Here is a 25,633-nt window from a genome sequence, read left to right on the forward strand (position 1 = left end):
GGGCTGCTTTTTTCCAACCTAAGGAGCCTTATGGATATCCCCCTTTATTTGAAAGCTATCATCCTTGGTATATTAGAGGGAGCCACCGAATTTCTCCCCGTCTCCAGTACAGGCCATCTAATCATCGCCAATGACTTGTTGGCTTTCACGGGCGAACAGGCCAAAACCTTCGACATTTTCATTCAACTCGGCGCAATTTGCGCGATCATCTGGCATTACCGTGCACGCATCGGGCAGGTATGCGCATCACTGTTCTCGGATCCTGCCGCCTTCCGTTTCGCTATTAATGTATTCATTGGATTCCTTCCCGCCGCTCTGCTCGGTCTCGCCCTTCATAAAACGATTAAGGCTCAACTCTTCAACCCGATTACCGTTGCCGGAGCGCTGATAATCGGCGGGCTTGTCATTTTGGTCATCGAAAGTCGGCGCCGGACTCATCGGGTCGAGAAGGTCGACGATATGACTTGGCATATTGCACTGAAGATTGGCTTCGCCCAGAGCCTGGCATTGTTTCCCGGCGTGTCTCGAGCAGGGGCGACCATCATGGGTGGATTACTAACCGGCATGTCCCGGTCTGTTGCGACGGAATTCTCGTTTTTCCTGGCAATTCCGACGATGTTCGCCGCGACGTTTTACGATTTATACAAGAATCTCGACATCTTGAGGCCTGGAGATTTCGAGATCTTGGCAACCGGTTTTGTTGCCGCTTTTTTCAGCGCTTGGCTGGTCATTCGTGCACTACTGGCATTCGTTGCCAGACACAGTTTTAAGGCTTTTGCTTGGTACCGAATTCTCTTCGGTTCTATGGTATTGATCTATTTCCTGTCTACTGCAGGACTCACCATTTCGCTCTGATCCTGATTCTACGCGCCAGCCCCGAAAACAGCCGATGCACCCTGAATTTCCGCTATCCCCGGACTTGATCTACCTGAACCATGCAGCGGTCGCGCCCTGGCCTTTGCGTACAGTATCGGCCATAACCCGCTTTGCCGAAGAAAACCTGCGATTTGGCGCCGCTCATTATCCCGATTGGACGCAGCAAGAAAACTTCTTACGCGAGCAGTTGAGAGAACTGCTCAATGCGCCATCCACTGACGACATCGCTTTGGTCAAGAATACTTCCGAAGCAATTTCGCTTGTGGCTCTCGGCCTTGACTGGCTACCGGGCGACAATATCGTTTCGACCAACGAGGAATTCCCATCCAATAGAATTCCCTGGCAAGCACTGAGCGGTCGAGGCGTCGAGTTCAGAGAGGCAGATCTCACGGATGGCGCAAACGCGCCCGAAGACGCCCTATTTGCACTCGCCGACGGACAAACCAAACTTATTACCGTCAGCTCCGTTCAATTCGCTTCTGGACTTCGTCTCAATCTCGAAAAAATCGGCCAGTTTTGCCATGACCACGGAATACTATTTTGTATCGATGCCATTCAAAGCTTAGGTGCTTTAAATTTCGACGTACAGAAATTTCACGCCGACTTTGCCATGGCAGATGGTCATAAATGGATGCTGGCCCCCGAGGGCTTGGGCGTGTTTTACACCTCGGCACGTGCAAGACGGCTATTGAATCTGATGCAGTACGGTTGGCACATGGTTGCAAACGCCGGCGACTACGACAACAGATCCTGGATTCCAGCCGGCAATGCTCGTCGTTTCGAGTGTGGCAGCCCTAATATGCTCGGCATACATGCCCTGTCAGCCAGCCTTTCACTAATATTGGAAACCGGCGTAGATAGAATCGAAAGCTCACTGCTGGAACGAACCCGCCTTCTTGTCGAAGCGATTACGAATGAGCCAGCACTGGAGCTTCTGTCGTCCAGTATCCCCGAACGTCGCTCCGGCATCGTGAATTTCCGCCACCGCTCTATAGAAAGCCAGCGACTTTATCAACACTTGAAGCAGAATGGCGTTGTCTGTGCGCTACGGGGCGGAGGGATCCGTTTCTCACCACACTTCTACACTCCGCCAGATCAAATAGAACGGGCACTCCACATTGCATTGTTTAAGCCCGAGGGCGTGAAAACAGCCGATAGAAATTGTCCGAACTGAGCCTGGCGACCTCATCGATAGAAATGTTCTTCAGCTCAGCGATACACTGAGCCACATGCCTAACATAAAGCGGATAGTTCGGCTTTCCACGAAATGGAATGGGCGCCAGATATGGTGAATCGGTTTCAATCAAAAACCGATCATTCGGAATCATTCTCGCTACATCCTGTATCAACTGGGCATTCCGAAAAGTCACAATGCCGGAAAACGAGATAAAAAACCCCAGGTCTATAACCTGAAGTGCCGTCTCCCAATCCTCGGTGAAGCAATGGAATACGCCACCGACTTGACTTGCACCTTCCTCCTTCAGCACCTTTATGGTGTCGTCCTTGGCTTCGCGCGAATGGATAATTAAGGGCTTACCCAGAATTTTTGCAGCTCGAATATGCTGTCGAAAACGCTTTCTCTGCCAGTCCAGGTTTCCTGAGCTCCGGTAATAGTCCAATCCCGTTTCGCCTATAGCCATTACCTTGTCGTCCCCCCCTAATGAGACGAGTTCTTCGATACTGGGTTCTTCGGAAACATTCTCATTAGGATGAACGCCGGCCGATACGGAGACATTATCGTACGCGCCCACCAGACAGCGCATTGCCGGGTAGCTTTGAAGATCAATCGATACGCACAGCATATGATCAATCTGATGCATGCTCGCTTCTTTCATAAATGAAGCGAAGTCGCCACCAAAAGGTGCCAAATCAATGCGATCCAGATGGCAATGGGAATCTATAAACATATTGGAAAACAAAACCCTAAAAGTACAAGGCAAGATCGTCCATCCATTCTACCATCCCTGTCCCCGCCCGCTCGCGGTGATCGAAGCCGTAGTCCATTTTCACCACGCATAAAAAAGCCCCCCTTCGGCGTGAAGGAGGGCTCTAAGTAACGACCGTCGGTCGTGCATCCGTTACGGGCGCCGGTCGGACCGGCGCCCGGCGGAATTACATGAAGGACGGGATCAGCGGTGCGTCGATCTGAACGATCTGACGGCTACCCGCATCGTCGAAGAAGTACAACAGACCGGCGAAACGGCTGTCCGGATCGTAGATGATGTCGGACAGACGATAGACTTCCCACGCCGCATCGCTGGCGGTCACGTCAATCGTCCGCGTCTCACCCGGCTGCAGCGGGCTGTTGTCGCTCACTTCCAACCCATCGTCAGCCATCAGGTCTTCCGGATAACCGCTGGTGTCCTTGTATACGTCGCTATCCAGGAAACGTACCGACGCCGTGTAGAATTCGCCCAACCGTACCGGCTTGTCGCCACTGTTGGTCACGGTCAGCTTCATCCGCATCGCACGACCCGGCACACGGTAGCTCGCATCTTCCACTTTCACCGCAATCGTCGGCGGCGCCATCTCGATCGGCTGAATGCCTCTCATCGTACCGGCCTGCAGCGGAATGGTGATCGGGTATTTGCTGTTGGCGCTCGACATCGCGAAGATCACAATCAGGATCGTCGCCGCCGCAAAGCCCATGGCCACTTTCTTGTCACCGCCGGAGACTAGTTCGTCCGCACGGCCCGCTTCCACCATCAGGTAGCGCGGCAGGAAGGCCGGACGACGTACCCAGTACACAATCCAGGCAATGCCGATCGCATACCAGAAGACGTGCCAGAAGTAGGTGTTGCCTTCGTTATAGGTCTCAAGGTCAACCGTCTGACCGGTCAACGTGGTCACCGGGTTCTTGAACTCGCTCATCGAGCCTTCGATCGTGATCCATTTGCCGGGACCGATGATCGGACCACCGCCTTCCACGTTCATCATGGTGTGAACGTGCCAGTCACCCGGACGACGCGCCTTCAGCACCACGCGGAACTCGTAGGTCTTGCCGATTTCCAGGCGAACCGAACGCGGCACCAACTGGCCACCAATGTACGATTCCTTACGGATGAAAACCGGACCCGGGATACCGATGTTCAGGAACGCCGTATCGGGCTCCGCCACCGTCTCCGGCCAACCTTCGAACACATGGAATTTACCGGTGATTTCAACCGTGTCATTGACCTTCACCTTCTCTTTCGACCAGTTCAGATCGTACCAGTGAATGGTACGCATACGCATGAACGCCGCCTGCGATTTCTCACCGTGGGCCGACGCATTCGGCGCATAGAAACTGGTCGCGGCAAACGTGGCCAGCAAACCGACCATGGACCACTTGGCGATCCTGTCTTTCAGTAGTTTCATAGATTCTTCCTCTCTCGAGTCTATTCTGGTGTACCCGCCCTTCAAGCCCCCTCCCAGAGGGCGCTCAAAAGGCTCGGTGCGTTGTGCTTTTGTTCTTCCGAATTCCCGGTCCGATTAGGTCTGCTTCAAGAACCGAACCGTCGAGAACCAGCGACCCACGAAATGCCACATGAAGTAGATCAGGATCGACATGAAGGCCGAGAAGAATGCCGACACCGGCGCAACGTCTTTACCGAACGTTCTCAAAGTGCCTTTTTCAACCATGCGGATGTACTCCGGCGTACCGGTACGCACATAGTTGTAACCCTGAATGTCCGCAACCGACATCAGCATGCCGTTGTATTCCACCGGTACGTGCAGCGGCGCAATGACCGGCCAGTTGCCCGGATAGAAAATCAGGCCCCAAGCCATACCGCCCACAATCGCCGTGAACAGGTAGCTGCCCGAAAGCATCAGGAAGGTGTCGAGCAAAATCGCACCCGGAACCAGAACCGCCGGGAATACGAAGTTGATGGGGAAGTAGGTCCAGCCCCAGAAGTTGAAGTAGCGGTTGACCCATTCACCAAACAGCAGCGCCAGAACCGCAATGGTCGCACCCCACGGATTGCGGAACCGCTCCCAAGCCCACGCCTGGATCGCCGCCGGGAACGTCACCAACACAATCGGGGTCACCGTCACCCACAGTCGACGGTCTTTCCAATCCGACCAGAAGTCCCAGTCACCCATGGTCAACATGGCGTGAATGTGATACGAACCACACACTACAAAGAAGAAAATGAAGATCCCCAGGTAGTCAATAGTCCTGGAGACTTGCACTGCTTCGGCATGAGACCGAACCGCAGATTGAAGTGCGCTCATGAGTTACCTCCAAAAGTTCATTTATTGTCGTTCTAGATGACTGCCCGTCGCTCGGACCGCCATCGTCACGTCCAGTGCCGGGCGCAACGGCCGCGCCTTTCAGCACGCCCGCCACGCCCTTGTCCAAACTTATTTCGCGATCAGACCTTGATCTACCGCTTCACAGATTTCCTTGCCCATCAGGTTCGAGAAGCTCGCAAATACCTGCAGCAACACGCCCATGATCGCCAAGGCCAGCCAGCCGAAGATCACAAAGCCGTAGTGCAAGGGCGCTACGAACAACTCTTCCATGAACCAGAAGGTGTGACCCCATTCGTTCAGGCCAACGTTCGGCAGAATCATGAACGGACCGGTCCACAAAATCAGGTACGCCAGCGACAAACCCTTCGAAGCGCCGAAGTGCGGCAGGCGGGTATGCGCATACAGGAACGCGCCACCACCCGTGATGATGTAGATCGGATAGCTCAGGTAGAACTCGATGATGTGCGACGGCGTGAAGTCAGTGTCGCGAACAATCGTCTGGTGCCAGGTGCCGTCCTGCTCGGTGAAGTAGCTCGCACCCCAGTAAATGGCCCATGCATAGGCAAACAGCCAAATCAGGTGCGTCATGTTCCGGCGCAGTTCTTCCCGCGGAGCCAGGGCCGCCATGTTGCGGTCACGGGTCTTCCACAGATAGCCCCACAGAATCGAGGCCGTAACCACTTCCAGCACAATCTCCGTGTACAGGAAGTTCATCCAGTACGTCTCGAATTCCGGTGCGAACGAGTCCAGACCGGCCGACCAGCCGTAAACCCCTTCGTACCACCGTACCCACATGTAAAATACCGTGTACAGTACAAACGCAAAAGTCAGCCATTTGATGTCCAACAGCGGCTTATCTTGCGCCTCTACGCCACCAACAGTCGTTGCAGCCATAGTTTTACCTCCAAAGTTAGTACTCACTTCCAGTGCGTCTCCGCACCGCTACCTCAACTCGCTTCCCTGCCTTTCTTTTTCATTCCCGTCCCAGGAGTCTTCACCCCTGCGACAAAATGTCCCACTCCTAGGGTGCCGAGCAGTCTATCACTCATTCTTACCTTGTCAAGGAACAGTCTGTCTATAAATCAAATACATATTTAGCCGCGGGAAAATCCTTTAAAAAGAGCATAACGGATTGTTGTGATGAAGCTTTTTGAAGGCTTTTCGAACGCAGCAAAAGGCGTACGAATTTTTGAGCTTCCGGTTCACGCCAATTCTTCTCAAATACCCGCGCTCCTCATCCCCAACAGAGATGAACCGGAAGTAAAGCCTGACACAACCGGGTCAATAGGTTTGGTCGCGCCGGAATCCATCTCTCGACACCTGACACGATTCTCAAACAGACCTAGACGCTGTACGCTAGCCCAATGCCCTACAGGTGACAGTAAGCGGATATGCAACTGATTCGAGTTCTGCGGGTAACGGCATGTGCCGCTATTTCTGCACTTTCGGTTTGCCAAGCCGTACTCGGCGATGATTTCAAACGACCGAAACCTGCGGCGATTGCACTCGCCTGCGGTGGTTGCCATGGTACTTACGGTCAGGGCATGGGGTCGATTCCGGCGATACGCGGAATCCCGGAATCCGAATTCATCCGCGCCATGCAGGACTTTCAATCGAGTTCTCGCTCAGCCACAGTGATGGATCGCATCGCACGGGGATATCAGCATCAGGATTTCGTTGGGCTGGCGCGCTTCTTTCGAAACCGCTGAGGAGCTTGTATGGCACGCCTTTCTCGACGCAGCTTCATCAAGTGGGCATCGATGGTCGGAGCACTCGGAGCATACGGCTGTTCGGCAAACCTTTCCGCTCTTCGGGAAAAATCAGTCAAGGCTCGTATTGCGGTCGTCGGCGGTGGCTTCGCGGGAGCGTCCGTAGCGAAATACCTCAAGATGCTCGGTCAGAACCTGGACGTGACTTTGATCGAGCGAGAGGCCGTTTATTTATCCTGCCCGGGATCCAACGAAGTGATCGCCGACCTGAAAAGGCTCGATGAACTTCGTCGCGACTACGACATCCTCGGAAATAGCCAAGGAATTCGCATCGTAAGAGCGGAAATCAACGCGATCGATGCCGATCGACGTGCCGTTCTGCTGACGGACGGTTCGGCGGTACCGTATGATAGGCTGATCGTCGCGCCAGGTATCGATTTCCGATGGGAAGAAGTCGACGGGTACGATGAAAAGGCCAGCCTGTCAGTCCCTCATGCCTGGAAGGCGGGTCCACAAACTCTACTCCTACAACGACAGCTGCGAGCCATGCCCAATGGCGGCGTCGTTTTAATCACTGCGCCCGCAAATCCATATCGCTGCCCACCCGGACCTTATGAGCGCGCGTCGCTGATCGCCCATTTCCTGACCCGCTACAAGCCGCGCTCCAAAGTGCTCATATTGGATGCCAAAACCCGCTTCTCCAAACAGGAACTGTTTCTTCACGGCTGGAAGGAGCTCTATCCGGGCATGGTGGAGTGGATCTCGGCGGAACGAGAAGGAAAGATCGACCGGGTTGATGCGGAATCGCGTGTCGTGTTCACCGAGTTCAACGAGTATCGCGCCGACGTGTTGAACGTGATCCCGCCGCAAAAAGCCGGGAAACTCGCGCAATCGGCCGGACTGACCGACGAATCGGGTTGGTGTCCCGTCGATCCCAGAACCTTCGAATCAACCATCGTCCCCGGCGTACATATTGTCGGCGATGCCTGTACGGCGCCCCCCATGCCTAAATCGGCCTTTGCCGCCAATTCGCAGGCCAAGGTCTGCGCGGCGGCCGTGATCGATCTGCTGCAGGGGCATGAACCCGGCCCTCCCAGCCTGATCAATCATTGCTACAGCTTTTTGCAGCCGGACTATGCGATTTCGATCACGGGCGTATACGAATATTCACCGATCGAAAAACAGCTTACGGCTACCTCGACGGGTGAAACGCCAATGGACGGCGACCGCCGGAAAGAGGCCGAGCATGCCCGGAACTGGCAGAAAGTCATCGCCGCCGAAGCGTTCGGCTAGTCAAGCCCCACGGAATTGGTAACTCCGGTAACTTTCAGGTTTCAATTTTGTCAGCCGTCACGTGGCGAAGGCCGAAAACCACGCTTACCCTACGGGGACGGTGTGGCCATGGGGGACATGGGGACTTGGACGCATGGACTAAGACGCTTGCAAAGCGATTGCGAGCAGACTTTGAATCTCATCGGGAAACTCCAGCTCGAGCGCACGATTCCGCGCGTGTTCGGACATTTTTTTCCAGGTCTTGCGGACGATTCCGATCAGTTTTTCCTGATTGTGAATCACCGCAAACGGAGCAAAGTAAAAATCGAGAAACACCAGGCACGCGACGTCCTCGATCGATTGAACGTCAGGGTCGCTTTTCAAGCCGCGTTTCTGGAGAATTTTTCGAACTCGCTCGATGTCAGTCGAGCCGTATCCGGCCTGAGTCATCAGTTCCGCGACACGATCAGCATGAAAACCGTATAAATAGCTGCGCCATTGGAGATACCCCTCGCGAGTATCGGGGTAACTCTGCCGAGGTACTTCCCAACGTCGGATGTGCTGCCCGCGTGCGGCGATGTGCAGCAAATCCGGAGATCCCGGATAGAGCCGGTCGAGCCACTCCGTCATACGCGTCCCGTAAAGCAATTCTTTAGAATAGGATTCGCCCTGCCAGACTTCCCTGTTGGGATCCTGTGCGTTGGCCTCGTCAATTAAACCAAGCACCTGCTCCAGCCGATCGTCGTTCATCAAGGTTTCACTCCAAGTTGGAATACCGGACAACTACATATCAAATCCCGATTTCATTCGCAATTAAGCCTTCTCGATGAATTCCAGCATTGGCGGAAACAAGACTAAACGGTATCATCACGCAATCAACGGTTCGCCGGGAGAAAACGATGCCTGACGCGTGCGTGTTCACCATTTTTGGATCTACCGGCCACCTGTCCCGCACAAAACTGCTGCCCGCCCTATATCGCTTGGATAAGGCAGGTCGATTGCCGGAGGCGATGTCCATCCTGGGTATCGGTCGACGGGATTGGGACAACTCCCGCTGGCGAACCGAGGTGTCCAAATGGCTTGGAGAACGCTTGGGCAACTCCCTTGAACAGGAGGCTTTCGGCCGCTTCAGCAAACGTCTCCACTTCCTCTCCGCGGATATCGGAGATGCGGGCTCGTCGGCGCATCTCCGGCAAGCCCTGGATACCGGCCCCGGGTTTCCGCCGAATCACGTGTATTACCTTTCGCTTCCACCTTCGGAATATAAGGTGGCGGCGGATTACCTGGCGCTTGCCGGACTCAACCAGGAAATTGCCGGCTGGCGGCGCCTGGTCGTCGAAAAGCCGTTTGGCTATCATCTGGAGGATGCGCAAGTCCTCGATCACTGCCTGCATCGAAATTTTGCCGAGCATCAGATCTTTCGTATCGACCACTATCTAGGCAAGGAAACGGTCCAGAACGTTTTCGTGTTCCGCTTCGCGAATCTCATGTGGGAACCGCTCTGGAACCGCAACCTTATCGATCATGTACAGATCACCCACGGTGAGATTGCGGGAATCGAAGATCGGGCTGCCTACTACGAAACCGCCGGCGCATTGCGAGACATGATCCAGAGCCATCTCATGCAGATGCTGGCCCTGGTGGCCATGGAACCGCCGGCCTCCATGGACGCCGAATCGATCCGGGACGAAAAGGTCAAGGTACTGAAATCCATTCGCCCCATAGCCAAAGGTGCGGTCCACGCTCACGCCTTTCGCGCCCAATACGCCCGGGGACGGATCAAGGACCGGGAGGTTCCGGGATACCTGGACGAAAAACAGGTGGACAAGCAAAGCACGACCGAAACGTATGCCGCGCTGAAGCTTTATATCGATAATTGGCGCTGGCGCAATGTTCCGTTTTATTTACGGACCGGAAAACGCCTGGCGAGGAACAGTTCGCTCATCGCCATCCGGTTCAAGCACCCGCCGCAGCAATTGTTTCGGGAAACCCAGATTCAAGCTCCGCCGCCGAACTGGCTGCTGATGGGCATACAGCCAGAGCAGTGCATACGGGCCGAAGTTCAGGTTCGAGAACCCGGCATCGGCATGCGGGCGCGGACTACTCAACTCGATGCAAGTACCTGCTATCAGGCAGGCTACCAATTGGATGCCTACGAGTCGCTCCTGCTCGACATCATCAGCGGCGATCATTCTCAGTTCCTGCGTTCGGACGAGGTGGAATGGGCCTGGAGAGTGGTCGATCCCATCATCAGGGCATGGTCGGTGGACCGGGCATTCATTCACACCTATCCCGCCGGTTCATGGGGGCCCGAGGAAGCCGACCGCATCTTCGAGCGAGAGGACCAAAAATGGCGGCATTCGTTCTCGGTCGGCGATGCGCCTTCCTAGCGTCCGGGATCCGTTGGGCTAATTACCGTTTACCGTAAGTTCGTTCGATTCACCTGGAGACCTCTTCAATGGCGGTTACAACCCGGACCATCGACTATTGCCATAATGATGTTCAACTCGAAGGATTTTTCGCGTATGACGATCGGCGTACTCAGCCTCTGCCGGCCGTACTGATCTCCCACGCCTGGGCAGGAAGGGACGAATTCGTGTGCAACAAGGCCCGCAAATTGGCGGAACTGGGCTACGCGGCCTTTGCGCTCGACATGTACGGCAAGGGCGTTGTCGGAAGGGACCCGGAAGAAAACGCGCGATTGATGACTCCGTTCATGAACGACCGTCGTCTGCTGCAGGAACGCATCGCCGCCGCACTGGAAACCGTGCGCGGACTCCCGCAGGTTGACCCCAAGAGGATCGCCGCCATGGGATTTTGCTTCGGCGGTCTATGCGTGCTTGACCTAGCTCGCACCGAAGCCGATATCCGAGGCGTGGTCAGCTTCCACGGCTTATTCGTACCGCCCGGCAATACCCGGGGCAATAAGATCAAGGCCAAGGTACTCGTCTTGCATGGCTATGACGACCCCATGGCGCCGCCCGACCAGGTCCAGAGCCTGGCCAAGGAGCTGACCGACGCCGAGGCTGACTGGCAAATCCACTTATATGGCAATACCCTGCACGCCTTCACCAACCCGGTTGCGAACGATCGTTCATTCGGTACGGTCTATGACGAGACCGCGGATCGCCGCTCCTGGGATACCCTGCGGAATTTCCTGGCCGAGGTGTTAAACTAGGCATTCACCGAGCATCCTAAAAAATCGACAAATGGATCTGAAATTCCTAGATTTCGAACAGCCCATCGCCGAACTCGAAGCCAAGATCGAAGAACTGAAGCGAGTCGGCTTCGACAATGAAATCAATATCAGCGAGGAGATCGCGAGGCTTGAAGAGAAAAGCCGCAAGCTGACCGAATCGGTATTCTCGTCGCTCACAGCGTGGCAGATATCGCAGATTTCCCGCCATCCGCAGCGTCCGTATACGCTGGACTATATCGATCTGATGTTCGACGAATTCCACGAGCTTCATGGGGATCGCGGCTTCGCCGACGATCCGGCGATCGTGGGCGGGCTCGCCAAACTGGACGGACAATCGGTTCTGATCATCGGCCATCAGAAAGGCCGTGATACCAAGGAAAAAATCTACCGCAATTTCGGCATGCCGAGGCCCGAGGGCTACCGCAAGGCACTGCGGCTGATGCACCTCGCAGAAAGGTTTCGCTTACCCATCCTTTGCTTCATCGACACGCCCGGCGCCTATCCCGGGATCGGCGCGGAAGAACGCGGTCAGAGCGAGGCCATCGCGCGTAACCTTTTCGAAATGTCCAAGCTGCGCACTCCGATCATTTGCACCGTGGTCGGCGAAGGGGGCTCCGGAGGTGCGCTGGCGATCGGCGTGGGCGACCGCCTGCTGATGCTGCAGTACAGCACGTATTCGGTCATCTCCCCGGAAGGCTGCGCCTCGATACTCTGGAAAAGCGCGGACAAGGCGGAGCTGGCGGCCGAAGCCATGGGCATTACATCGGATCGCCTGCAAGAGCTGGAACTTATCGATGAAATCGTGCCCGAGCCCCTGGGTGGTGCTCATCGCGATCGCAAGCAAACCGGCGACAATCTTAAAGCCGCCCTAAAGCGGCATCTCGAAGAGCTGCGCCGCACGCCCATCGAGACCCAGCTGGAACAGCGTTACGAACGCTTGATGAGCTACGGCATTTTTGAGGAAGCCGTAGCCTAGTCCATGCTTGCGGGGCGGATACTGGCCGCCCCAGCTCATTTTGGCTTTGATGAGCCTCTTCACCGCAACCCTAACCTCGATTCTGGACCGCCAACCGCCGGCCCCCCGATATTGGATCGCCTACAGCGGCGGCATCGACTCTCAGGTTTTGCTTCATGCCTGCTCGGAACTGAAAGCCAGGCGCCCGGACCTCGACTTTGCCGCCGTACACGTCCACCACGGCCTGCAAGCCGCCGCTGAACAATGGGCTGAATTTTGCGAAGCGAGCTGCCGGGAACTGGGAATTCAGTACCGTCTTTTACGGGTAAACGCCGCCGCGAAACCCGGCCAAAGCCCCGAGGAAGCGGCTCGGAGCGCCCGCTACCAGGCCTTGCGCGCGCTTCTGTCCGAAGGCGAGGTCGTTCTGACCGCGCAGCATCGGGACGACCAGGCGGAAACCCTCCTGCTCCAACTGTTCAGAGGCGCGGGCATCGCCGGCCTTGCCGCCATGCCGGAACGAGCCGATTTCGGCCCGGGATTTCTGATGCGGCCATTCCTGACCTTTTCGCGTGCCCAATTATGCGAATACGCAGAGTCCCACGGGCTGGCCTGGATCGAGGACCCCAGCAATCTCGACTTGCGCTTCGACCGAAATTTTATCCGCCACGAGGTCATCCCGTTACTCGAAAAACGCTGGCCATCAACCAAGGATGCCTTGGCCAGAACGGCTCGACATTGCGCCGAAGCGCAAGCATTACTCGACTCGCTTGCTGAAAATCTACTGAAATCCGTTCTCCATCCGGAGCGAAACACGCTTGATCTGGACCGGCTCCGGACCTATTCGCAACCGGACGGCCGCCTGATTCTGCGTGAATGGCTGCGAAGTCGAGGTTTCCGTATGCCGTCGACCCGGGTTATCGATCGGGCCTTGGACGAGGCCCTGAGCGCGAGACCCGACCGGAACCCGACAATCCGGTGGAGCGAAGGCGAAATTCGGCGCTATCGGGGCGAACTCTTCCTGATGCCTGTTGCTCCCCCCTTCCATCCGCACGAAATCATTCCATGGGATGGCATCTCGACACTCCGCCTTCCGGATCAAAACGGCGACCTCAGCGTCACCCACGAGAAACGAGCGGGAATCTCGCGGGAGGCATGGCGATCCGGCACCATCACCGTCCGCTACCGGCAAGGCGGCGAACGAATGCGCTTACCCAGCCGTGACGGCTCGCACGAGCTTAAAAAGCTGTTTCAGGAAGCCGGCATTCCGCCCTGGATACGGGAACGAACGCCGCTCGTCTATATCGACAACGAACTCGCGTCGGTGGCGGGGTTGTGGCTATCCGATTCTTATGCCGGAAAACCGGACGACACCAATGTGGTGATCCGCTGGCGCGCGCCGGACGGGTTTTCCGGCGCGACGTTCCTAAGTTAAATCACCCCCGGCAAAGCCGGGGGCTTATTGGGTGAGCGCCTCGAAGGCGCCGTAAAATCATGAGCCGCCCAAGGCGGCTGTTGACAGGCCCAGCTTCATCTGGTCAATACGCTCATCCTCCTGTTCCTGATGGCGGATATACGCCCGAACCATAGCCTCATCCAAACCCACCGTGGACACAAAATATCCCCTCGCCCAGAAATTCTCCCCGGTGAAGTTCCTCTGCCGCCCCCCAACTGCCGGGCGATTTGGATCGCACTCTTACCCTTGATGTAGCCCACCACGTTCGAAACCGCATACTTCGGCGGAATGCTGATACACATATGAACGTGGTCGCCCATCAGGTGACCTTCTACTATTTTCGATTCCTTGTGCCCGGCAAGCTCATGAAATATCTCTCCATGATGCCGCTTGAGCGCACCAAAAATCTGTTTCTTCCGCCGCTTCGGGATGAACACCACATGATACTTACAATCCCACCGGGTGTGGGAAAGACTCTGGTACTCTTTCATTGTGAACCTCCTTCTCTTGGTCGAGATTTCAGGTTCACGATGACCGTTGTACAGGTCAAACCTCGGTGAGTCCCCCGGCAAAGCCGGGGGCTTACCTCAATGAGTTAAGGATTGATGCAGCGGTAAACGTTGAAGGACTGTTCTCCGTCGATCATGGGGCCGGTCGGCACGATCGTATCGCCCCCCATATCTCCCGCGTTATTGCGCGCGAGACGATAGACTTCCTCCTGTACGGTGTCTCTGCTGCGGGCGAAAATACCGATGGTCGCGGCCGTATTCGACGTGATACGCCCCAGAAATTTACAGCGCCCCACTTCAGGCGGGGTCAGCATTCGTATCTTTTCGCCTTGAGGCTTGAGTTCAACCCAAGTGCATCCCGAAATCAGGAACGCCAACGCGCCCCCCAAAACAAGCGTGAACAATCTCGCCCCACTCATCTAATGATATCTCCTCAATTTATCGTTGTACTTCGTCATGTTAGCGCGATTCGACAGTGGATTGTAACCAACCTGGGCGGTGACTCCGACCCGCAGGTTGAGTAGAATATGCGGACTATCCCATTGACGTCCGACGCGACGGTTGCTGTCTCTGCAGCCGTAACGCAGCCCTATCATACCCATCGCTGAATGACCAAATATATCTTTATCACCGGCGGAGTCGTCTCATCTCTGGGCAAAGGCATTGCCGCATCGTCGCTAGCCGCAATCCTGCAGGCCCGTGGCCTCAAGGTTACGCTGACCAAACTCGATCCGTATATCAACGTCGATCCGGGCACCATGAGCCCGTTTCAGCACGGCGAGGTGTTCGTAACCGAAGACGGCGCCGAAACCGATCTGGACCTCGGGCACTACGAGCGCTTCCTGAGCACCACCATGGGGACGGTCAACAGTTGGACCACCGGACAGATTTACGAAAATGTCATCCGCAAGGAGCGACGAGGGGAATACCTCGGAGCGACCGTGCAGGTTATCCCCCATATCACCGACGAGATCAAGCGCGTGATCCGGCTCAGCGCGGAAGGCTACGACGTGGCTCTGATCGAAATCGGGGGAACCGTGGGCGACATCGAGTCCCTGCCTTTCCTGGAAGCCACTCGCCAGATGCGGGTCGAGTTGGGCGACGACAAATGCCTGTTTATTCACCTCACCCTGGTTCCGTACATCGCGAGCGCAGGTGAACTCAAGACCAAGCCGACCCAGCATTCGGTGAAGGAACTCCGAACCATCGGCATACAGCCCGATGTTCTTATTTGCCGTTCCGACCGGATCATTCCCAAGTCCGAGCGAACCAAGATCGCGCTCTTCACCAATGTCGGGGAAGATGCCGTCATTTCCGCCGTCGATGCCGATACCATTTATCGAATCCCGCTGCTACTGCACGAACAGAGATTGGACGATATCGTGGTGAAAAAACTCAAACTCGACGCGGGTACCGCCGATCTGTCCGACTGGCATGGGGTCATCGATGCCCTGGAGCACCCTGTACACCAGGTGACAATTGCCATGGTCGGCAAGTACGTCAATCATTCCGACGCCTACAAGTCTCTGTCCGAAGCACTCATACACGCCGGCATTCAAACCCGGACCAAGGTCGAGATCCGGTTCATCGAATCGGAAGAAATCGAAGACAAAGGCACCGCCTCGCTGGAAGGCATAGATGCCATTCTGGTGCCTGGCGGCTTCGGCGAACGGGGGGTCGAGGGTAAAATTGCAACGGCCAAGTATGCCCGCGAAAAGAGGATCCCTTATCTCGGCATTTGCTTGGGAATGCAGGTAGCGGTCATCGAATTCGCCCGCGACGTAGCCGGACTGGAAGGCGCCCACAGCACCGAGTTTTTGCCCAAGACACCGCATCCGGTCATTGCCCTGATTACGGAATGGCAAGACGACTCCGGCACGATCGAGCATCGGGATGAAAAATCCGATCTCGGCGGCACCATGCGACTCGGTGGTCAAAAATGTAGCCTGATCGGGGACAGCCTGGGTCATCGCGTCTACGGCAAGGATGTCATCAACGAGCGCCACCGCCATCGTTACGAATTCAACAACCGCTATCTGAAGCGTCTCGAAGACGCCGGGCTGCGCGTATGCGGCAAATCTCTGGACGGACGCTTGGTGGAAATGATCGAGATCCCGGATCATCCGTGGTTCCTCGCCTGCCAGTTTCATCCCGAATTCACATCCACCCCGCGTGGCGGCCATCCTCTGTTCACCGGCTTTGTGCGCGCGGCCATCGAGTACCGTCAAAACAACAAGGCAAACTGATGCAACTGTGCGGATTCGAAGTAGGTTTGGACCGGCCCTTTTTTCTCATCGCCGGCACCTGTGTCATCGAAGGCGAACAACTCGCTTTGGATACGGCTGGAACACTTAAGGAATTCACGTCCGGTCTGGGCATTCCATTTATCTACAAATCGTCTTTCGACAAGGCGAACCGGTCGTCGCACGAAAGTTTCCGGGGCCCCGGTCTCGAAGAGGGGCTCCGTGTTCTCGAAAAGGTAAAAAGAACCATAGGCGTCCCGGTGCTGACCGACGTCCACGAGGATACGCCACTCGGCGAAGTCGCCGCCGTCGTCGACGTATTGCAGACGCCGGCATTTCTCTGCCGCCAGACCAATTTCATTCAGGACGTCTGCAGGCAAGGCAAGCCGATCAACATCAAGAAGGGCCAGTTCATGGCCCCCTGGGACATGAAGAATGTGGCCAACAAGGCAAGAGCCGTCGGCAATGAACAGATCCTCGTCTGCGAACGCGGCGTTTCGTTCGGCTACAACAACCTGGTCTCCGACATGCGCGCGCTCGTCATCATGCGAGAGACCGGCTGCCCCGTCGTTTTCGACGCCACCCACTCGGTACAGTTACCCGGCGGTCAAGGCACCGCCTCCGGAGGACAACGGGAGTTCATCCCGGCCTTGGCCAAGGCGGCTGTGGCGGTTGGCATCTCGGGCCTGTTCATGGAAACCCACCCCGAACCGGAAAAGGCGAAAAGTGACGGTCCCAATTCATGGCCCTTGGCTCGCATAAAGGAGCTTTTGGAGGTGCTTGTCGAAATCGACCGGGTCGTCAAATTACGCGAAATGCTCTAGACCAGATTATTACAACAACACCCCAATACCAGAGGAAAGGATCCAATGAGCAAAATTACCGACATACGAGCACACGAGGTGCTTGATTCCCGAGGCAACCCCACTGTCGCTGTAGAGGTGATACTTGAATCGGGAGCGAGCGGCTGTGCCATGGTACCGTCCGGCGCTTCAACCGGGACCCGCGAAGCCATAGAACTCCGGGACGGTGACAAGGCCCGCTATCTGGGCAAAGGGGTTCTGAAAGCCGTCGAGAACGTCAAGACGGCAATCCGCTCCGCCGTTTTAGGTCTGGATGCCGCCGACCAGACAGTCGTCGACCGCCGGATGATCGAACTGGACGGCACCGACAACAAGGGCCGCCTAGGCGCGAATGCCATCCTGGGCGTTTCCCTGGCAACTGCCCACGCCGCAGCGAACGACGCCCGCAAGCCACTCTATGCTTACCTCAACCGTAGCGGCGAGTTTCTGTTGCCGGTCCCCATGATGAACATCATCAATGGCGGCGCTCATGCCGACAACAGCGTGGACATGCAGGAATTCATGATTCTTCCGGTCGGCGCGCCCAGCTTCCGGGAAGCTCTCCGCTACGGCGCAGAAGTCTTCCACGCCCTGAAAAAGGTACTGGCCGAACAGGCTCTGAGCACCGGCGTGGGCGATGAAGGCGGCTTCGCGCCGAATCTTCCTTCCAACGAATCCGCCATCGGCATCATCCTGGAAGCGATCGAACGGGCAGGATATAAAGCGGGAAAAGACATCTATCTCGGCCTGGATGTCGCCAGTTCCGAGTTTTGCCGGGACGGCATCTATACTCTGGAATCCGAGAATAAGCGGTTCACTTCGGACGAGTTCGCGAACTACCTTGCTGCTTGGGTCGACAAATATCCCATCATCACCATCGAAGACGGCATGGCCGAAGACGACTGGGACGGTTGGAGACTATTGACCGAACGGCTGGGGAGCCGCATTCAGCTGGTAGGCGACGATCTTTTCGTCACGAATCCCGCCATCCTGAAACAGGGCATCGAGACCAAGATCGGCAACTCAATACTGATCAAGGTCAATCAAATCGGCACCCTCACGGAAACCCTGGACGCCATAGCCATGGCCCACCGGGCCGGATATACGGCTGTCGTCTCGCACCGCTCCGGCGAAACCGAGGACACCACCATCGCGGATCTCGCCGTAGCCACTTGCTCGGGACAAATCAAAACCGGTTCTCTCAGCCGGTCCGACAGAGTGGCCAAATATAATCGGCTCCTCAAAATCGAGGAGCAATTGGGTGAAAAAGCCCGATATGCCGGACGTAGCGCCTTCCATCAAGCTTTCTGAACAGGCAAGACGCCGTCCGACGACCGTGTGAAAAAGCTGACTGTGTTCTTGATGGTATTGATCGCCCTGCTCCAGTACCGCCTGTGGCTTGGCGATGGGGGCATCGCCGAGTTGCAGGGCATACAGGAGCGAATCGAGAAGCTCACCGAGGAAGGCGATAAGCGGCGCGAACGTAACGCCGCACTGGAAGCCGACGTCCGCGATTTGAAGGAGGGATCGGACGCCATCGAAGAACGGGCTCGCCAGGAACTCGGCATGATCAAACAGGGAGAGACCTTCGTCCAAGTGATCGAGATGCCCAAGGACCAGACCCACGACAGGTTGCCGCAATCAAAGCCTTCAAATCGAAAAGCCGCACCGCAAAAAAAGACCGAAAGGCCCCGTTGACACGCGTTCATGACCGATCCTTACCAAAATGACCGATTCTGGGCCGTCGTCCCCGCTGCCGGCGTGGGAAAACGCATGGGATCCGACGTACCGAAGCAATATCTCGAAGTTCAGGGCAAGCCGGTGCTGCAGCATACGCTCGAGCGACTGCTGGAAGTCGCCGTATTCGCCGGCGTCGTCGTCGCGCTCGGGAGCGAGGACACTTATTGGCCCGAGCTGCCTTGTGCCGTTCATCCCAAGATCCGTATCGCGCCGGGCGGCAAGGAGCGCGCCGACTCCGTCCTTTCCGCCTTGCTGAGTCTCGATGGAATCGCCGGGCCGGACGACTGGGTGCTGGTGCACGACGCGGCGCGACTATGCATCACGAGCGGCGATGTTCAGAAATTGATTGATAGCCTCAGGAACGATCCGGTCGGCGGCATCCTGGCGCTGCCGCTTACCGATACCTTGAAAGGCGCAGAGGCCGGGGAAATCGTGGAGACCATCGACCGTAGCCGAATTTGGCGCGCGTTGACGCCGCAGATGTTTCGCTACGGCATGCTCAAGCGCGCATTGATAGATGCCGCCGAACAAGACCTCGTCGTGACAGATGAAGCCAGCGCGCTCGAACTTCAAGGCTTCCGCCCCAAACTCGTGGAGGGCCGGCCGGACAATATCAAAATCACGCGGCCGGAGGATCTGCCTTTGGCGGCTTTTTACCTGGAGCGACAATGCTACGAATAGGTCAGGGTTACGATGCGCATCGGTTCAAAGAAGGCGGCCAACTGGTTCTCGGGGGCGTGGCCATCGATCATGAAAAAAGCCTGGCGGCGCACTCGGATGGAGACGTTGCCTTGCACGCCTTGTGCGACGCCTTATTGGGGGCGGCGGCGCTCGGCGACATCGGTCGCCATTTTCCGGATTCCGATCCGACTTTCAAAGGCATAGACAGCCGGTTTCTGCTTCGCGAGGTACGTGTCAAGGTCTTCAAGCACGGCTACACCGTCGCCAACGTGGATCTGACCATCGTTGCTCAAAAACCGCGGCTCGCGCCCTACATTGAAAAGATGCGCGCAACCATCGCGAGCGACCTCGATATCCCGCAGGATGCGGTCAATGTCAAGGCCACCACGACCGAGGGCATGGGGTTCGAAGGCCGGGGCGAAGGCATCTCGGCCTATGCGGTAGCGCTGCTACAGAAAAAATAAAGATATGGGTGATTCCACCGCTGCCCTGCCCTACGCCTTTGGCGGACCGGCCGGAACGGGCACCATCAAGACCTCACCGGATGATTTCGTAGTCGAAGAATTGCTCGGCTTCGAACCCTCCGACCAAGGCGAACACGTTTTTCTGCGTATCGAGAAACGCGGCGAGAACACGGACTATGTCGCCCGACAACTGGCCCGCTTTGCCGGCATTTCGCCGCGTGACGTCGGTTACGCGGGCCTCAAGGATCGCCACGGTAAGACCGTGCAGTGGTACAGCGTCTGGCTGCCGGGCAAAGCCGAACCGGACTGGCGGCAGCTCGAATCCCCGTCTCTTGGCATAATCGAGGCCCGACGTAACAACCGCAAGCTGAAAAAAGGCGCGGCGGCCGGTAATCGGTTCGAGATCACCGTCCGCAACTTGACCTGCGACTTCGCATTATTGGAACTGCGCCTGAAACAAATCCACGACCGGGGAGTTCCGAATTATTTCGGAACGCAACGGTTCGGCCACGAGGGGCAGAACCTGGCGAAAGCCTCGGCGCTTTTCGCGGGAACCCTGCAACGCGTGAACCCTCACCGTCGCGGACTTTATCTGTCGGCAGCGCGTTCCTATCTGTTCAACCGCATCCTCGCCAGCCGGATCACGCAAAATAATTGGGATCGAGCCGTCACCGGCGACGTCTTCATGTTTCCGGACTCACACAGCTTTTTCAAATCCGAAACCATAACTCCCGACATCGAGCAGAGACTCGAGGCGAAGGAGATCCATCCGAGCGGCGCGCTCTGGGGCAGAGGCGCGCCCGCTGTCGCGGATCAAGCATTGGCGCTGGAACAAGCCGTCGTCGGGGAGGAGTCCGCACTCTGCCGCGGACTCGAAGACTTCGGCCTCGAAATGTCCCGCCGTCCACTTAGACTTTGTCCGGAAGACTTTTACTGGGAGCTGCGCGACCCGGCCAGCTTGCACCTGCGATTCACCCTACCCGCCGGGGCATACGCGACTGCGGTTCTGCGGGAACTGATCAACACCGATTATATCAACGATTAAAAATCTCCATGGATTGCCACCACGTATATTTCTTGGCCCTGCTGCAAGGACTGACCGAATTCCTGCCGATTTCCAGTTCGGCTCATCTGATCCTGATGCCGGTAATTTTCGGCTGGCACGATCAAGGCCTCGCTTTCGACGTCGCCGTCCACATCGGGACGCTGACTGCGGTTGTGGTCTATTACGCGGGTGCTCTGAAAGACATGGCCGGAGCCTGGTTCGGCTCGATCTCCGGAAAAGGCATGAACACCGATGCGAGACTCGCCTGGTACGTGATTCTGGGAACGATTCCGGCGGGCATTGCCGGACTGGCAGCCAATGCTTACGTCGAGGCCGTGTTACGCAACCCTCTGGTTATCGCCACCAGCACGATCGTTTTCGCCCTGGTGCTCTGGCTGGCGCAAAAGCTGAGCGCCGAACAGCGTACCGATAACGATATCAACTGGCGGGACGCTTTGGTAATCGGGCTGTTTCAAGCCGTGGCGCTGATACCCGGCACATCCCGATCGGGCATCACGATCACCGGCGGATTGTTCCGCGGCCTCGACCGGAAAGCGGCTGCCCGGTTTTCGTTTCTGCTGTCCATTCCGGTAACGGCATTGGCGGGCTTGCTCAAGACTTATCAACTGCTGGAGTCCGATCAGGCCGTATCCTGGTGGAACATGTTCCTAGGAGCCCTACTCTCGGGAGTCGTTGCCTACATTGCCATCGACTGGTTTTTGAAACTCCTGGACCGTATCGGCATGCTGCCTTTCGTCATTTACAGGCTGATACTGGGGAGCGTGCTGTTTTTCGTCTTTCTGCCCGGCTAGCCCGGTCTGTGGTTTTTCCTGCATCCGGCGGTGCAAACGGGTAGAATAAGGACTTTCAATCAACCAACAGCGCAAAGGATCACCATGTCAGTCGGGCAATTTTGTAATCGCGATACGGTCATCCTGAGAAAAGCAGACGCGATCGTCGAAGCGGCCAAACTGATGCGCGAGTTTCATGTCGGTAGCGCCGTGGTAGTCGAGGATTCAGCGGAGGGCGCCAAACCCGTCGGCATCGTTACCGACCGCGATTTGGTCGTCGAGATTCTTGCTGCAGAACTCGACCCTGGCTCCGTGACCGTCGGCGATATCATGAGTTATGAATTGCTAACCGCCCGCGAAGATGACGGACTTTGGGAAACCTTGCAGCGAATGCGTCTCAAGGGCGTGCGCCGTATTCCGGTCGTCAATCCTCAGGGCGTCTTGGCCGGTATTTTGACCAGCGACGATCTCCTTGAAATACTTGCCGGTGAACTTACCGAACTGGTTAAAATCATCGGCAAGGAACAGGAACGCGAACAACGGACGCGTGGAGGTCTCGGCTAAACAGTTAGCCACCCCGAGAAGCCGGGCCGCATCACCTCGCCATGATCGGCGGCCCGGCGGCAAAAGCGAATTCCGACGGACCACGACCGGCTTCGAGAGCTGAAGAAATGAGTGTTACGATCTACCACAATCCCCGCTGCAGCAAATCCCGCGCAACCCTTGAACTACTCAGGAACAAGGGCATCGAGCCGACGGTGATCGAATATTTGAAAACGCCTCCCAGTGTATCCGAGTTGGAGTCCATTCTGGTCAAGCTGGGCATGGAACCGCGCGATCTGATGCGTAAAGGGGAAGCGGTTTATAAGGAAGCCGGCCTGAATAACGCTGAGTTGGAGCGGAAAGCGTTGATTGCCGCGATGGTGGAAAACCCAATCCTCATAGAACGCCCTATCGTGCTGGCAAACGATAAAGCCGCAATCGGACGCCCGCCGGAGAACGTATTAGAGATTCTTTAAGGCCGCCCAGCCTGCAAACGATTCATTCGGGCCAAGCCGGCTTGGCTTCCATTTCTTGACCTAAGCTTTTCCGTCCTATTGCATGGTTGAAGTTCTTGTCGTCTACTATAGCCGCCGGGGTTCCACGGCCGAAATGGCTAACTTGATCGCCCGAGGCGTCGAGGAAGTTCCAGGTGCCGTCGCCAAGGTGCGTACCGTCCCGGAAGTATCGCCGGTTTGCGAGGCCACCGAGGACACCATACCCGAGGCCGGGCCGCCTTATGCGACCATCGCGGATCTGAAGAACTGTGACGCTCTGGCCTTGGGAAGCCCCACTCACTTCGGCAACATGGCGGCACCCCTCAAATATTTCATCGACAGCACCAGTTCCTTGTGGTTTTCGGGCGCCCTATCGGGAAAACCCGCCGGAGTATTCACGGCCACCTCGTCCATGCACGCCGGCCAAGAAGCCACGCTGATCACCATGCTGCTGCCTTTGCTGCACCATGGCATGGTTCTGGTCGGCATTCCCAGCAGCGAAAGCGCGCTCCTCGAAACCACCAGCGGCGGTACGCCCTACGGCCCCAGTCGGCACACCGGGAGCGACAACGCGGTCAGCGACGAGGAACGGAGATTGTGCCGCGCCTTCGGAGCCCGCCTGGCGCGCGTGGCTCTGGCGCTGAAGCGCGCCCGGGTGAAATAGGATTCTTGTTCCCCGGATGGACGCGTTCCGCGCACTACGCCAGGCAATCCAGCAAAGCCCTGCGGCGCCCGTGTATTGAAACTATGGCGGAGCAATTGCCTCTGCGCTTTGCTTTCAATCCCGAACTGAGTTTTCGGCAGTTCCACCCGGGCGCCAACACAGAAATCATCGCGCATCTTAAACACGCAGCCGGAGGTCACGGTGAACCTCTGCTCTTTTTATGGGGCGAACCGGGAACCGGCAAGAGCCACTTGCTCAATGCCTGCTGTCGAGAAGCGTGCGACCGCAACTTGTCGGTTTCGTATCTGCCCTTGTCCAGCCTCCGCGAGTGCGGCCCCGGTGTGTTCGATGGGCTGGAGCATCAAGATGTCGTGTGCCTCGACGATGTCGATTCGGTCGCCGGCGATGACGTTTGGGAACGGGCTTTATTCAACTTATTCAACCAGTCGCGAGAGCTTGGCAATCGGCTCATCATCGCGGCCCAGGTACCGCCGTCCGAGCTCCCCATCCATTTGCCGGATCTCAAAACCCGCCTGGGCTGGGGTTTGACCTTACGCCTACAGCCCTTGAACGACGAGGACAAACTGATCGTTCTCGCTGCCTATGCCCGCTCGCTCGGCCTGGACCTCCCGCCACAGGTCGCACGTTTCTTGTTTTCGCACCGCCGGCGGGACCTTTCCTCCCTGAAGCAATTGCTGGACGAACTGGACCACGCGACGCTCGCGGCGAAACGCAAACTCACCATTCCTTTTCTGAAGACCTACCTGCACAACCTGGCGAGCGATCATCAGCCGGAGGAAATCGGAGCTCAAGACCCGAAGCACGCAGGAGATTAAGCGGCAGCCAAGCATTAGCGGACTGAGGACTGAAGGTGGCACAGCCGTTTGGTAAACAGATTCTGAAAACCCATTTGGAGGCATCGACATGAAGGTACTGGTCATTGGCTCGGGAGCCGTCGGCGGTTTTTACGGTTCTCTGCTTGCTGCACAGGGCGCGGAAGTCTCGATGGCGGCCCGTTCCGACTACATGCATGTGCACGCCCATGGCATCGATATTACGAGCGAGAGCAAATTGGGTGCTTATCACTTCCGGCCCCACACCGTGGTACGCAATGCCGCCGAATTGCCCGAAAAGCCCGACTACGTTCTCTTGTGCATCAAAGTGGTCGAAAACGCCGATCGTGTCGGCCTTCTGAAAGACGCCGTGGGACCCGGTACGTCGATCGTTCTCATTTCCAACGGCATCGACATCGAAGACGAAATCGCGAAAGCCTTTCCCGATAACGAACTGATCAGCGGCCTCGCATTCATTTGCGTCACCCGCACCGCACCCGGCAAGATCTGGCACCAGGCTTACGGGCGGCTAGCCCTGGGCAATTATCCGCAGGGGCTTTCCGAAAAGGCTCTGGAGCTTTGCAAAGTATTCGAGCGATCCGGCATCACCTGCGTCGCCTCAGAGGACATCGTTGCCGCCCGCTGGCAAAAGTGCGTCTGGAATGCACCCTTCAACCCGCTGTCGGTCCTCTCCGCGGGGCTTAGCACGAATGAGATACTTTCGACTCAGGAATCATTCGTGCGGGCCATCATGGAGGAGGTTTGCCTGATCGCGGAAGCCACGGGACATCCCCTGCCCGCCGATACCGTCAACAAGAACATCGAGAACACCTATAGGATGCCGCCCTATAAGACCAGCATGTTGCTGGATTTCGAGGCCGGACGGCCGATGGAGACGGAAGCCATTCTCGGTAACGCCGTGAGGGCGGGATGGAACGCAGGCGTGCCGATTCCCCACCTGGAATCGGTTTATGCTTTGATGAAACTTAGAGAGTTGGGGCGGGGAGACGGATAGCCCGTCGCGAGCGCGATAAAAACATGCCGGTCGCAGCGGAACCGATCCGGACACGGGATCGGTGCGCTG

The 25,633-nt window shown here is 56.8% G+C and carries 26 protein-coding genes and 1 pseudogene; 20 read left to right on the forward strand and 7 right to left on the reverse strand.

All coding sequences use genetic code 11. The features are described from left to right. Positions 1 to 30: 30 nt before the first annotated feature. Together sS8_RS08675 and sS8_RS08680 are read left to right on the forward strand one after the other, a co-directional pair. On the forward strand, positions 31 to 855 hold the full coding sequence (locus sS8_RS08675) for an undecaprenyl-diphosphate phosphatase (RefSeq protein ID WP_119629303.1): 825 nt from the start codon (positions 31 to 33) through the stop codon (positions 853 to 855). Between the two features lie 34 nt (positions 856 to 889). Further along, positions 890 to 2,050, forward strand: a complete 1,161-nt coding sequence (locus sS8_RS08680; protein WP_119629304.1) for an aminotransferase class V-fold PLP-dependent enzyme — start codon at positions 890 to 892, stop codon at positions 2,048 to 2,050. Here the strand turns inward: sS8_RS08680 and sS8_RS08685 are convergent. The 4 genes from sS8_RS08685 to amoC all read right to left on the reverse strand — a co-directional run bounded on the left by sS8_RS08685 (position 2,004) and on the right by amoC (position 6,006). Next, the gene (locus sS8_RS08685) at positions 2,004 to 2,783 is read right to left on the reverse strand and encodes a TatD family hydrolase (RefSeq protein WP_119629305.1); all 780 of its coding nucleotides are present in this window, start codon (positions 2,781 to 2,783) and stop codon (positions 2,004 to 2,006) included. The two genes, sS8_RS08680 and sS8_RS08685, sit on opposite strands and share 47 nt — an antisense overlap. Positions 2,784 to 2,988: 205 nt before the next feature. Continuing rightward, on the reverse strand, positions 2,989 to 4,233 hold the full coding sequence (gene amoB, locus sS8_RS08690) for a bacterial ammonia monooxygenase, subunit AmoB (RefSeq protein ID WP_119629306.1): 1,245 nt from the start codon (positions 4,231 to 4,233) through the stop codon (positions 2,989 to 2,991). 114 nt (positions 4,234 to 4,347) lie between these two features. Next, a complete protein-coding gene (gene amoA / locus sS8_RS08695; RefSeq protein WP_119629307.1) occupies positions 4,348 to 5,091 on the reverse strand; it encodes a bacterial ammonia monooxygenase, subunit AmoA in 744 nt (247 codons plus the stop codon). 129 nt (positions 5,092 to 5,220) lie between these two features. Next, on the reverse strand, positions 5,221 to 6,006 hold the full coding sequence (gene amoC / locus sS8_RS08700) for a bacterial ammonia monooxygenase, subunit AmoC (protein WP_119629308.1): 786 nt from the start codon (positions 6,004 to 6,006) through the stop codon (positions 5,221 to 5,223). A gap of 824 nt (positions 6,007 to 6,830) precedes the next feature. Between amoC and sS8_RS08705 the strand changes: the two genes are divergently transcribed. Further along, positions 6,831 to 8,114, forward strand: coding sequence for an NAD(P)/FAD-dependent oxidoreductase (locus tag sS8_RS08705; protein ID WP_170161007.1), 1,284 nt, complete (start codon positions 6,831 to 6,833; stop codon positions 8,112 to 8,114). Between the two features lie 138 nt (positions 8,115 to 8,252). Here sS8_RS08705 and sS8_RS08710 read toward each other — a convergent pair whose 3' ends face one another. Beyond that, complete coding sequence (locus tag sS8_RS08710) at positions 8,253 to 8,843, reverse strand: DUF4202 domain-containing protein (protein ID WP_119629309.1); 591 nt, start codon at positions 8,841 to 8,843, stop codon at positions 8,253 to 8,255. Positions 8,844 to 8,992: 149 nt separating this feature from the next. Between sS8_RS08710 and zwf the strand changes: the two genes are divergently transcribed. The 4 genes from zwf (at position 8,993) to tilS (ending at position 13,679) form a co-directional block, all read left to right on the forward strand. Beyond that, a complete protein-coding gene (zwf, locus tag sS8_RS08715; RefSeq protein WP_119629310.1) occupies positions 8,993 to 10,483 on the forward strand; it encodes a glucose-6-phosphate dehydrogenase in 1,491 nt (496 codons plus the stop codon). A gap of 68 nt (positions 10,484 to 10,551) precedes the next feature. After that, complete coding sequence (locus tag sS8_RS08720) at positions 10,552 to 11,271, forward strand: dienelactone hydrolase family protein (RefSeq protein WP_119629311.1); 720 nt, start codon at positions 10,552 to 10,554, stop codon at positions 11,269 to 11,271. Positions 11,272 to 11,302: 31 nt separating this feature from the next. Further along, positions 11,303 to 12,268 (forward strand): acetyl-CoA carboxylase carboxyl transferase subunit alpha, encoded by a 966-nt coding sequence (gene accA / locus sS8_RS08725; RefSeq protein ID WP_119629312.1) that lies wholly within the window; start codon positions 11,303 to 11,305, stop codon positions 12,266 to 12,268. 49 nt (positions 12,269 to 12,317) lie between these two features. Then, the gene (tilS, locus tag sS8_RS08730) at positions 12,318 to 13,679 is read left to right on the forward strand and encodes a tRNA lysidine(34) synthetase TilS (protein ID WP_145986455.1); all 1,362 of its coding nucleotides are present in this window, start codon (positions 12,318 to 12,320) and stop codon (positions 13,677 to 13,679) included. Between the two features lie 57 nt (positions 13,680 to 13,736). On the opposite strand, the pseudogene tnpA reads toward tilS, so the two are convergent. Both tnpA and sS8_RS08740 read right to left on the reverse strand, forming a co-directional pair. Beyond that, positions 13,737 to 14,191, reverse strand: a pseudogene (tnpA, locus tag sS8_RS08735) (IS200/IS605 family transposase). Between the two features lie 104 nt (positions 14,192 to 14,295). Further along, positions 14,296 to 14,628: a DUF4156 domain-containing protein gene (locus tag sS8_RS08740; RefSeq protein ID WP_119629314.1), complete on the reverse strand. Its 333-nt coding sequence runs from the start codon at positions 14,626 to 14,628 to the stop codon at positions 14,296 to 14,298. A 189-nt stretch (positions 14,629 to 14,817) separates the two neighbouring features. Here sS8_RS08740 and sS8_RS08745 point away from each other — a divergent pair, with 189 nt between their 5' ends. From sS8_RS08745 to sS8_RS08805, 13 genes are all read left to right on the forward strand, one after another. Continuing rightward, positions 14,818 to 16,455 (forward strand): CTP synthase, encoded by a 1,638-nt coding sequence (locus sS8_RS08745; protein ID WP_119629315.1) that lies wholly within the window; start codon positions 14,818 to 14,820, stop codon positions 16,453 to 16,455. Further along, entirely contained in the window at positions 16,455 to 17,276 is an 822-nt protein-coding gene (gene kdsA, locus sS8_RS08750; protein ID WP_119629316.1) for a 3-deoxy-8-phosphooctulonate synthase, read from the forward strand. Before sS8_RS08745 ends, kdsA begins: the two co-directional genes overlap by 1 nt. A 45-nt stretch (positions 17,277 to 17,321) precedes the next feature. After that, positions 17,322 to 18,605 carry a phosphopyruvate hydratase gene (gene eno / locus sS8_RS08755; RefSeq protein WP_119629317.1) on the forward strand — a complete coding sequence of 428 codons (1,284 nt, stop codon included), beginning with the start codon at positions 17,322 to 17,324 and terminating at the stop codon, positions 18,603 to 18,605. 27 nt (positions 18,606 to 18,632) lie between these two features. Then, the gene (ftsB, locus tag sS8_RS08760; protein WP_119629318.1) at positions 18,633 to 18,992 is read left to right on the forward strand and encodes a cell division protein FtsB; all 360 of its coding nucleotides are present in this window, start codon (positions 18,633 to 18,635) and stop codon (positions 18,990 to 18,992) included. Between the two features lie 9 nt (positions 18,993 to 19,001). After that, on the forward strand, positions 19,002 to 19,715 hold the full coding sequence (gene ispD / locus sS8_RS08765) for a 2-C-methyl-D-erythritol 4-phosphate cytidylyltransferase (RefSeq protein ID WP_119629319.1): 714 nt from the start codon (positions 19,002 to 19,004) through the stop codon (positions 19,713 to 19,715). Next, on the forward strand, positions 19,703 to 20,179 hold the full coding sequence (gene ispF, locus sS8_RS08770) for a 2-C-methyl-D-erythritol 2,4-cyclodiphosphate synthase (protein WP_119629320.1): 477 nt from the start codon (positions 19,703 to 19,705) through the stop codon (positions 20,177 to 20,179). The genes ispD and ispF overlap by 13 nt, the downstream gene beginning before the upstream one ends. Positions 20,180 to 20,183: 4 nt before the next feature. Then, complete coding sequence (gene truD, locus sS8_RS08775; RefSeq protein ID WP_119629321.1) at positions 20,184 to 21,224, forward strand: tRNA pseudouridine(13) synthase TruD; 1,041 nt, start codon at positions 20,184 to 20,186, stop codon at positions 21,222 to 21,224. Positions 21,225 to 21,232: 8 nt separating this feature from the next. Beyond that, entirely contained in the window at positions 21,233 to 22,036 is an 804-nt protein-coding gene (locus sS8_RS08780) for an undecaprenyl-diphosphate phosphatase (protein WP_119629322.1), read from the forward strand. Positions 22,037 to 22,120: 84 nt separating this feature from the next. Beyond that, positions 22,121 to 22,579, forward strand: coding sequence for a CBS domain-containing protein (locus sS8_RS08785; RefSeq protein ID WP_119629323.1), 459 nt, complete (start codon positions 22,121 to 22,123; stop codon positions 22,577 to 22,579). Between the two features lie 107 nt (positions 22,580 to 22,686). Continuing rightward, positions 22,687 to 23,034 (forward strand): arsenate reductase (glutaredoxin), encoded by a 348-nt coding sequence (arsC, locus tag sS8_RS08790; protein ID WP_119632675.1) that lies wholly within the window; start codon positions 22,687 to 22,689, stop codon positions 23,032 to 23,034. Between the two features lie 82 nt (positions 23,035 to 23,116). Continuing rightward, positions 23,117 to 23,716 (forward strand): NAD(P)H:quinone oxidoreductase, encoded by a 600-nt coding sequence (gene wrbA / locus sS8_RS08795; protein ID WP_119629324.1) that lies wholly within the window; start codon positions 23,117 to 23,119, stop codon positions 23,714 to 23,716. An 83-nt stretch (positions 23,717 to 23,799) separates the two neighbouring features. Beyond that, on the forward strand, positions 23,800 to 24,552 hold the full coding sequence (gene hda / locus sS8_RS08800) for a DnaA regulatory inactivator Hda (RefSeq protein ID WP_119629325.1): 753 nt from the start codon (positions 23,800 to 23,802) through the stop codon (positions 24,550 to 24,552). 88 nt (positions 24,553 to 24,640) lie between these two features. Then, complete coding sequence (locus sS8_RS08805; protein ID WP_119629326.1) at positions 24,641 to 25,564, forward strand: ketopantoate reductase family protein; 924 nt, start codon at positions 24,641 to 24,643, stop codon at positions 25,562 to 25,564. Positions 25,565 to 25,633: the final 69 nt, after the last annotated feature.

This window comes from Methylocaldum marinum (assembly GCF_003584645.1).
Taxonomy (GTDB): domain Bacteria; phylum Pseudomonadota; class Gammaproteobacteria; order Methylococcales; family Methylococcaceae; genus Methylocaldum; species Methylocaldum marinum.